Annotated in this window: 10 protein-coding genes; all 10 read left to right on the top strand. The window is 71.3% G+C overall.

Annotated features, from left to right (window positions below):
• Positions 1–692: magnesium protoporphyrin IX methyltransferase (gene bchM, locus ABNT58_RS15890; protein WP_348754431.1), on the top strand; the 692-nt coding region annotated here is incomplete at its 5' end.
• Complete coding sequence (locus ABNT58_RS15885) at positions 689–2,125, top strand: MFS transporter (protein WP_348754430.1); 1,437 nt, start codon at positions 689–691, stop codon at positions 2,123–2,125. The genes bchM and ABNT58_RS15885, both read left to right, overlap by 4 nt.
• 32 nt (positions 2,126–2,157) lie before the next feature.
• Positions 2,158–2,925: a photosynthetic reaction center subunit H gene (gene puhA, locus ABNT58_RS15880; protein ID WP_348754429.1), complete on the top strand. Its 768-nt coding sequence runs from the start codon at positions 2,158–2,160 to the stop codon at positions 2,923–2,925.
• Positions 2,922–3,671 (top strand): photosynthetic complex putative assembly protein PuhB, encoded by a 750-nt coding sequence (gene puhB, locus ABNT58_RS15875; RefSeq protein ID WP_348754428.1) that lies wholly within the window; start codon positions 2,922–2,924, stop codon positions 3,669–3,671. Before puhA ends, puhB begins: the two co-directional genes overlap by 4 nt.
• A 10-nt stretch (positions 3,672–3,681) precedes the next feature.
• Complete coding sequence (puhC, locus tag ABNT58_RS15870; RefSeq protein ID WP_348754427.1) at positions 3,682–4,146, top strand: photosynthetic complex assembly protein PuhC; 465 nt, start codon at positions 3,682–3,684, stop codon at positions 4,144–4,146.
• Between the two features lie 32 nt (positions 4,147–4,178).
• Positions 4,179–5,249, top strand: coding sequence for a magnesium-protoporphyrin IX monomethyl ester (oxidative) cyclase (acsF, locus tag ABNT58_RS15865; RefSeq protein ID WP_348754426.1), 1,071 nt, complete (start codon positions 4,179–4,181; stop codon positions 5,247–5,249).
• 34 nt (positions 5,250–5,283) lie between these two features.
• Entirely contained in the window at positions 5,284–6,258 is a 975-nt protein-coding gene (gene puhE / locus ABNT58_RS15860) for a putative photosynthetic complex assembly protein PuhE (protein WP_348754425.1), read from the top strand.
• Positions 6,212–6,373 carry a hypothetical protein gene (locus ABNT58_RS15855; protein WP_348754424.1) on the top strand — a complete coding sequence of 54 codons (162 nt, stop codon included), beginning with the start codon at positions 6,212–6,214 and terminating at the stop codon, positions 6,371–6,373. Before puhE ends, ABNT58_RS15855 begins: the two co-directional genes overlap by 47 nt.
• A 100-nt stretch (positions 6,374–6,473) precedes the next feature.
• Positions 6,474–6,761, top strand: coding sequence for a type II toxin-antitoxin system VapC family toxin (locus ABNT58_RS15850; protein WP_348754423.1), 288 nt, complete (start codon positions 6,474–6,476; stop codon positions 6,759–6,761).
• A gap of 88 nt (positions 6,762–6,849) precedes the next feature.
• A partial coding sequence (locus ABNT58_RS15845; protein ID WP_348754422.1) for a cobaltochelatase subunit CobN occupies positions 6,850–8,756 on the top strand: 1,907 nt, incomplete at its 3' end.

Below are 8,756 nucleotides of genomic sequence, written 5' to 3'. Positions count from 1 at the left end.
CGCCGGTGGGCCGCATCCGCGCCACGGTGCGCGCCGGCCGCGACCGCATGCGCGCCATGTTGCTGGACTGGCTGCCCGCCGACCTGCACGGGCTGCGCCTGCTGGACGCCGGTTGCGGCACCGGCGCGCTGGCCATCGAGGCGGCGCAGCGCGGGGCCGAGGTGCTGGCCATCGACCTGTCGCCCACGCTGGTGCAGCTGGCGCAGCAGCGGGTGCCGGCGGCGCTCAAGGCGCGCATCCAGTTCCTGTCGGGCGACATGCTCAGTCCGTCGCTGGGGCACTTCCATCATGTGGTGCTGATGGATTCGTTGATCCACTACACCGCGCCGCAGGCGGTGCAGGCGCTGCAGCGGCTGGCGCCGCGCATCCACGGCTCGATGCTGATGACCTATGCGCCCAGCAACCCGGCGCTGGCCGCCATGCATGCGGTGGGTCGCCTCTTTCCGCGCGGCGACCGCGCGCCAGCCATCGAGCCGGTGCGAGCCGACAAGCTGCATGCGCTGATCGGCCAGGCCGAAGGCCTGCAGACCTGGCAGCCCGGCCGCAGCCAGCGCATCGCCAGCGGCTTCTATACCTCGCAGGCGTTGGAGCTGCGGCAAGGCATGCGGGCCGAGCGCCGGGCCGCCCCAAGCCGGCCCGACATCCCCTCGGGGGATAGCCCGGCGTACCCGCCGGGCGAGGGGCCGGCATGAAGCTATCCAGAGCCTGGCTGCACGTCAGCCCCCGGTTTCTGCCGTTCGCCGATGCGGCGTCGCCCGGCCTGCCGCTGTCACGCCTGCTGCGCCTGGCGCTGTTCCAGGTCTCGGTGGGCATGGCCGGCGCGTTGATGGTAGGCACGCTCAACCGCGTGATGATCGTCGAGCTGCAGGTGTCGGCCTGGCTGGTGTCCAGCATGGTGGCGCTGCCGCTGCTGCTGGCGCCGTGGCGCGCGCTGGTGGGCTTCAAGTCCGACACGCACTGGAGCGCGCTCGGCTGGCGCCGCGTGCCCTACCTGTGGTTCGGCTCGCTGATGCAGTTCGGCGGCCTGGCCATCATGCCGTTTGCGCTGCTGGTGCTGTCGTCCGATGCCGGCGACCTGCACGGCCCCGCCTGGGTGGGCACCGCCGCCGCGTCGTTGGCCTTCGTGCTGGTGGGTGCCGGCCTGCAGACCACGCAGACCGCCGGCCTGGCCCTGGCCACCGACCTGGCGCCCGAAGCCACCCGCCCGCGCGTGGTGGCCTTGATGTACGTGATGCTGCTGGTGGGCATGCTGGTGGGCAGCCTGGCCTTCGGCGCGCTGCTGCGCGACTTCAGCCATGTGCGGCTGGTGCAGGTGGTGCAGGGCGCGGCGCTGATGACCATGCTGCTCAACATCGCCGCGCTGTGGAAGCAGGAGCCGCGCGGCCCGCGCCGGCCCGCCCCCACCGCGGCGCCCTCGTTCCGCGACGCCTGGCAGTCCTTTGCCGGCCAGCCGGCGGTGCGCCGCTTCCTGGTGGCGGTGGGGCTGGGCACGGCCGCCTTCAACATGCAGGACATCGTGCTGGAGCCTTACGGCGGCGCGGTGCTGCACCTGGGCGTGGGCGCCACCAGCCTGCTGACCGCGCTGCTGGCCGCGGGTGCACTGGCCGCCTTCGGTCTGGCCGCGCGCTGGCTGCAGCGCGGTGCCGACCCCTATCGGCTGGCGGCCGCGGGTGCGCTGGCCGGCGTGGTGGCCTTTGCCGCCGTCATCTTTGCGGCGCCGCTGGAATCGGCGCTGCTGTTTCGCATCGGCGTGGGGCTCATCGGCTTTGGCGGCGGGCTGTTCGGCGTGGGCACGCTGATCGCGGCCATGGCGCTGTCGGCCGGCCACAACGGCCTGGCGCTGGGCGCCTGGGGCGCGGTGCAGGCCACCGCCGGCGGCCTGGCCGTGGGCCTGGGCGGCGCGGTGCGCGACGGCGTGGCCGCACTGGCCAGCCAGGGCGCGCTGGGCCCGGCGCTCACCGGCCCGGCCATCGGCTACAGCTTCGTGTACCACCTCGAGATTGCCCTGCTGTTTGCCACCCTGGCGGCCATCGGGCCGCTGGTGCGGCGGCTGCACGGCACGCCCCCGCTGCCCACGGCCAGCACCAGCCCACGGCCCTTCGGCCTGGCCGAGTTTCCCGGCTGAAGTAACTCCCGCCGCCTTCCAAGGAGTCCATCATGCAAACCGGCGCCATCACGCAATACATCGACGTGGCCCAGCTCACGCTGTACGGCTTCTGGATCTTCTTCGCAGGCCTCATCTACTACCTGCACCAGGAGAACAAGCGCGAGGGCTATCCGCTGGAGTCCGACCGCTCGGGCGGCCGCATCGACGTGCAGGGCTTTCCGCCCATCCCCAAGCCCAAGACCTATGTGCTGCGCGACGGCCGCACGGTGAGCGTGCCCAACCGCGCCGCGCCGGTGGCGCCTGAGAAGGCGCGGCTGACCGGCCGCTTCCTGGGTGCGCCGATCGAGCCCGTGGGCGATCCGATGCAGGCCGGCATCGGCCCCGGCGCCTGGGCGGAGCGGCCCGACATCGTCGACACCACCGAAGACCTGCAGCCGCGGCTGCTGCCGCTGCGCGCCGTGCCTGCGATGCGCGTGGACCCGCAAGACCCCGACCCGCGCGGCCTGCCGGTGATCGGCGCCGACGGCACGGTGGGCGGCGAAGTGGTGGACCTGTGGGTCGACCAGGCCGAGATGCTGTTCCGCTACCTCGAAGTGAAGGTGCCCGGCCTGGCCCACACCGTGCTGCTGCCGATGAACTTCGCGCGGGTCAAGCCGCACCGGGTGCAGGTGCGCTCCATCCTGGGCGCGCAGTTCGCCGGCGTGCCGGCCCTGCGCAACCCTGAGCGCCTGACCATGCTGGAAGAAGAGAAGGTGATGGCCTATTACGGGGCCGGCACCTTGTACGCCACGCCCGCCCGTGCGGAGCCGCTGCTGTGACCACGCTGCGCGCTGCCACCGGCCAGGCCCACGCGCCCGTCCATCGGCACAGCCCCGGCCTGGCCCATGAGCATGAGTTCGAGGCCGCCCCCGGCCTGCCCGAAGCCCTGCCCGCCGACGAGGTGCTGCTGTGGCAAGGCCGCCCGCACTGGCCCACGCTGGCGCGCGAGGCCTTTCACCTGCGGGCCATCGCGCTGTATTTCGGCGCGCTGCTGGCCTGGCGCATCGCCGAGCTGGCCGCCGCCGGCACGCCGCCGCTGCCGCTGCTGGCGCTGATGGCCGGCCCGCTGCTGCTGGCGGCCACCGGCCTGGGCACGGTGGCACTGCTGGCCTGGCTCAGCGCCCGCACCACCTGCTACACCCTCACCAGCCGCCGGGTGGTGATGCGGGTGGGCATCGTGCTCACCGTCACCTTCAATGTGCCGCATCGCTGCATCGCCGGGGCGGCACTGCGCCGCGGCCGCGCGGGGCGCGGCAGCATCGCGCTGCAGCTCTCGGGCCCCGACCGCATCGCCTGGCTGCAGCTGTGGCCGCATGTCCGCCCCTGGCAGCTGCGCCGCGCCCAGCCGATGCTGCGCGCGCTGCCGCAGGTGGACGAGGTGGCCGAGCTGCTGGTGGCCGCTGCACTGCCGGCCACGCCCGGGTCGGCGGCGGCGCTGTCCGCCGACGCCCAGACCCAGGTCTCGGCGCCAACGCCGGACGCCGCCACGCCGCGCCACCCGCGCCCGCTGCGCGCAGTTGTCTAGACAAGCCACCATGGCCACCATCACGCCCCTGCACCTGACTGCCACCCCGCGGCTGCCGCTGGCGGCACTGGGCGCGCTGGTGCTGGTGACCCTCATCGGCGTGGCCATCGTGCGCTGGCTGGGCCTGGGCGGCGGCAGCGAACCCACGGCCCCCGTGCTGCAGGCCCGCAGCCTCCAGTTCGACGACCTGGCCGATGGCGGCATCGCGGTGCGCGATGCGGCCAGCGGCGCATTGCTGCACACCGTGGCGCCCGGCACCAACGGCTTTTTGCGCAGCGCGGTGCGCGGCCTGGTGCGCGAGCGCAAGCGCCAGCAGCTGGGTCCGCAGATGCCCTTCCTGCTGCTGGCCTACGCCGATGGCCGGCTGACGCTGCAAGACCCCGGCACCGGCCGCCGCATCGACCTGGAAGCCTTCGGTCCGGTCAATGCCGGCGTCTTCGTGGCCCTGCTGCCGCAGGCACCATGCACGCCCTGACCCCCGGGCGCGACAACCCCGCAGGAGAACCCATGGACACCGCCCTCCACAGCCCCGAGCAAGCCATCGAGCGCGCCCGCGCCTCCACGATGCTGAGCCCGCGCTTCTACACCACCGACTTCGCGGCGCTGGACCAGCTGGACGTGAGCCCGCTGCGCGCCGAGTGGGACGCGATGCTGGCCGAGTACGAAGGCGACAACAACCACGACCACTTCCAGCGCACGCCGCAGTTCGCGGAAGAAGTGGCCGCGCTCACGCCCACCTGGTCGCCCGAGCTGCGGGCCGAGTTCCTCGACTTCCTGGTCTCGTCGCTCACCTCGGAGTTCTCGGGCTGCGTGCTCTACAACGAGATCTTCAAGCGCAGCCACAACCCCGACATCAAGGCGCTGATGCGCTACATGGCACGCGACGAATCGCGGCACGCCGGCTTCATCAACCAGTCGCTCAAGGACTACGGGCTGGGCGTGGACCTGGGCGCCCTCAAGCGCACCAAGCGCTACACCTTCTTCAAGCCCAAGTACATCTTCTACGCCACCTACCTGTCGGAGAAGATCGGCTACGCCCGTTACATCACCATCTACCGCCAGCTGGAACGCCACCCCGAGCTGCGCTTTCATCCGATCTTTCGCTGGTTCGAGCGCTGGTGCAACGACGAATTCCGCCATGGCGAATCGTTCGCGCTGCTGCTGCGCGCCCACCCTCACCTGCTGCGCGGCGGCAACCTGCTGTGGGTGCGCTTTTTCCTGCTGGCGGTGTACGCCACCATGTACGTGCGCGACCACAACCGGCCCGCGCTCAAGCAGGCGATGGGGCTGGACCCGACCGAGTACGACCTCACCGTCTTTCGCATCACCACCGAGATCAGCAAGCAGGTGTTCCCGATCTCGCTGGACGTCGAGCGCCCCGCCTTCCTGCGCGGGCTCAACCGCCTGGTGGCGTCGCAGGCCCGCATGGACGAGGCCAAGGCGCGCGGCGGCCTGCGCGGCAGGCTGCAGCAGGCCGCCTGTGCGGTGCAGGCCAGCCTGACCTTTGCGCGGCTGTACCTGCAGCCGGTGCAGCGGCATGCGCTGCCGGCGCAGGTGCGCGTGGCGCCGGCCTGGTAGTTCGGCCGCCCATCGCCGCCGCATCACACACGCCATGCAGCAGGCCGGCCCGCTCTTGTACGTGCTGCTGGCGTGGTGGTTCAGCACCGGCGCCATCCTGTGGCTGGTGGGCCTGCCGCGCAGCACCCACCCGTTCACCATGGGGGGTGCCACCGTGCTGCTGGCCGTGGCCTTGTGCGGCGTGGCCGCCACCGCCGACGACACCCGCGTGACCGGCGCCTACCTGGCCTTCACCGCCGCGCTGATGGTGTGGGCCTGGCAGGAGGTGGCCTTCCTGCTGGGCTACGTCACCGGCCCGCGGCGCACGCCATGCCCGTCCGACGCACGGCGCTGGCAACGTGCAGCCCGCGCGTTCGAGGTGGTGCTGTTCCATGAACTGGCGCTACTGGTGCTGTTTGCCGCGGTGCTGGCCCTGACCTGGCGCCAGCCCAACCAGGTCGCGGCCTGGACCTTCGGCGCGCTGTGGTGCATGCGCCAGAGCAGCAAGCTCAACGTGTTTTTGGGCGTGCGCAACCTCAACGAAAGCTTCCTGCCGCCGCACATCGCCTACCTGCACAGCTACTTCCGCCAGCGCCCCAGCAACCGCCTGTTCCCCGTCTCCATCCTGCTGGGCACCGCCGCCACCGCCGCCGTGTGGCAGGCCGCGCTGCAAACCGGCATCGGTCGCTTCGACGAAACCGCCCGCCTGCTGACGGCCGCGCTGCTGACCCTGGGCGTGCTGGAGCACTGGCTGCTGGTGCTGCCGCTGCCCAGCGAGTGGTTGTGGAAGTGGGGGTTGAGGGCCAGAGAGGCCCAGGCCGGAACAGCACCGGCGGTTGCCCAAGGTGACTCACTCCGCCAAGATGGAACCGTTTTGGTTCCCGCCGCCGAGTTGTCGCATGCCCACCTCTCTGACGCTGAAGAACATTCCCGACGCGGTGCACGAGCGCCTGAAGGCAGCGGCCGGGTTGCACCGCCGCAGCTTGAACAGCGAAGCCATCGTCTGCCTGGAAGCAGTGCTGCTGCCTAACCGCACGACGGCCGACGAGCGCCTGGCGCGCGCGTGCGAGTTGCGGGCCAGCCTGCCGCGGGGCCCGTTCACCGCAGCCGACATCGATGCCGCCAAACGCGCGGGGCGCAAGTGATCGTGGTTGACAGCCATGTGCTGGCCTACCTGTACCTGCCCGGCGAGTTCACAGCAGCGGCTGACGCGCTGCTGGCCGCGATCCGGAATGGGCCGCGCCTTTGCTGTGGCGCAGTGAGTTCAGAAACATCCTGGCCGGCTATCTGCGCCGCAAGACCCTGAGCTTTGAGCAGGTCTGCGCCCTCCAGGCGGAAGCAGAGTCGCTGATGGACGGCTTCGAGTTTCCGGTCGCCTCGCAGGAGGTCATGGCCCTGGTGATTCGCAGCGATTGCTCGGCGTACGACTGCGAGTTCGTGGCGTTGGCGCAGCGGCTGCAGACGTCGCTGATCACGATGGACAAGAAGATCCTGAAGGCGTTTCCACAGCACGCCCAGCCCTTGCGGACGTGAGGCCACGACGAGTCGCGTCAAGCGATTGGAGCCAGGGTGAGTGTCACGCTGTATTGACACTTCTTCGTGTCAGCCCTAGATTGGGCTCATGCCCTCGCCCATCCCGACTCTCGACCCCACGCCGTACCGGGTGGTCATCGTCACGATGGATACGCACCTGGCCAGCGCCACCGACCGGGCGCGGGTGGCCCTGCGGCGGCGGCTGCCCGGCTTGGTGCTCAGCCAGCATGCGGCTTCGGACTGGGCGGCGCAGCCCGCCGCGCTGGAACGCTGCCTGGCCGACATCGCGCAGGCCGACATCGTGGTGGCCACGATGCTGTTCATGGAAGAGCACTTCCTGCCGGTGATGCCTGCGCTGCAGGCCCGGCGCGACCAGTGCGACGCGATGGTGTGCGCCGTCTCGGCCGGCGAGGTGGTGCGCCTGACACGGCTGGGCAAGCTGGACATGGGTAAGCCCGCCAGCGGGCCGATGGCGCTGCTCAAGCGCCTGCGCGGCAAGGCTTCGGCCGCGGGCAAGCCGCCGGCCAGCGGCGGCGCGGCGCAGATGAAGATGCTGCGCCGGCTGCCGCAGCTGCTGCGCTTTGTGCCCGGCACCGCGCAAGACCTGCGGGCCTATTTCCTGACGCTGCAGTACTGGCTGGGCGGCTCGCAGGACAACGTGCAGAACATGGTGCTGGCCCTGGTGGACCGCTATGCCGACGGGCCGCGGCGTGCGCTGCGCGGCACGCTGGCCGCCGCGGCGCCGGTGGACTACCCGGAGCTGGGCCTGTACCACCCGCGGCTGCCGGGCCGCATGGGCGAAGCGGCCGATGCGCTGCAACGCCTGCCGGCCGCGGCACCGCTGCAGCCCGAGGCCGGCACCGTGGGCCTGCTGCTGCTGCGCTCGTACCTGCTGGCGGGCAACACCGCGCATTACGACGGCGTGATCGCCGCGCTGGAAGCCCGGGGTCTGAAGGTCAGGCCCGCCTTTGCCGCCGGCCTGGATGCGCGCCCGGCCATCGACCGCTTCTTCATGCACGAAGGCCGCGCCACGGTGGATGCGGTGGTGTCGCTCACCGGCTTTTCGCTGGTGGGCGGGCCGGCTTACAACGATGCCCAGGCCGCCGAGCAAACATTGGCCCAGCTGGACGTGCCCTACCTGGCCGCCCACCCGGTGGAATTCCAGACGCTGGACCAATGGGGCGCCAGCGAGCGCGGCCTGCTGCCGGTGGAAAGCACCATCATGGTCGCCATCCCCGAGCTGGACGGCGCCACCGGCCCCACCGTGTTCGGCGGCCGGCCGGGCGGTGAAGGCACGGTGTGCACCGGCTGCGCCCAGCGCTGCAGCTTCCACGCCACCGACAACGCGCAGGACATGCGCAGCTGCCCCGACCGCGCGCAGATGCTGGCCGCCCGCGTGCACAAGCTGGTGGCCCTGCGCCGCAGCGAGCGCGCGCGCCGCAAGCTGGCGGTGGTGATCTTCAACTTTCCGCCCAATGCGGGCAGCACCGGCACCGCGGCTTACCTGTCGGTGTTCGAGTCGCTGCACCGCACGCTGGCCATGCTCAAGGCCGAGGGCTACACGGTGGACCTGCCGGCCACGGTGGATGCGCTGCGCGACAGCCTGCTGGCCGGCAATGCCGCCCACCACGGCGCCGATGCCAACGTGCATGCGTTGATCCCCGCCAACGACCATGTCAAGCGCGAGCGCTGGCTGCGCGAGATCGAAGCGCAGTGGGGCCCCGCGCCCGGGCGGCAGTTGAGCAACGGCCGCTCCATCTTCGTGCTGGGCCGGCAGTTCGGCCAGGTGCTGGTGGTGGTGCAGCCGGCCTTCGGTCATGAAGGCGACCCAATGCGCCTGCTGTTCGACAAAGGCATGACGCCCACGCATGCCTTCTCGGCCTTCTACCGCTACCTGCGCGAAGACTTCCGCGCCGATGCGGTGCTGCACTTCGGCACCCATGGCGCGCTGGAGTTCATGCCCGGCAAGCAGGCTGGCCTGTCGGGCGCCTGCTG

The organism is uncultured Aquincola sp. (assembly GCF_964001545.1).
GTDB lineage: Bacteria > Pseudomonadota > Gammaproteobacteria > Burkholderiales > Burkholderiaceae_C > Aquincola.
This window is presented reverse-complemented; position numbering and strand designations above follow the sequence as displayed.

Coding starts and splice junctions, on each gene's coding strand:
- ABNT58_RS15885 (WP_348754430.1), top strand. CDS start 689: ATGAAGCTATCCAGAGCCTGGCTGCACGTCAGCCCCCGGTTTCTGCCG.
- puhA (WP_348754429.1), top strand. CDS start 2,158: ATGCAAACCGGCGCCATCACGCAATACATCGACGTGGCCCAGCTCACG.
- puhC (WP_348754427.1), top strand. CDS start 3,682: ATGGCCACCATCACGCCCCTGCACCTGACTGCCACCCCGCGGCTGCCG.
- acsF (WP_348754426.1), top strand. CDS start 4,179: ATGGACACCGCCCTCCACAGCCCCGAGCAAGCCATCGAGCGCGCCCGC.
- puhE (WP_348754425.1), top strand. CDS start 5,284: ATGCAGCAGGCCGGCCCGCTCTTGTACGTGCTGCTGGCGTGGTGGTTC.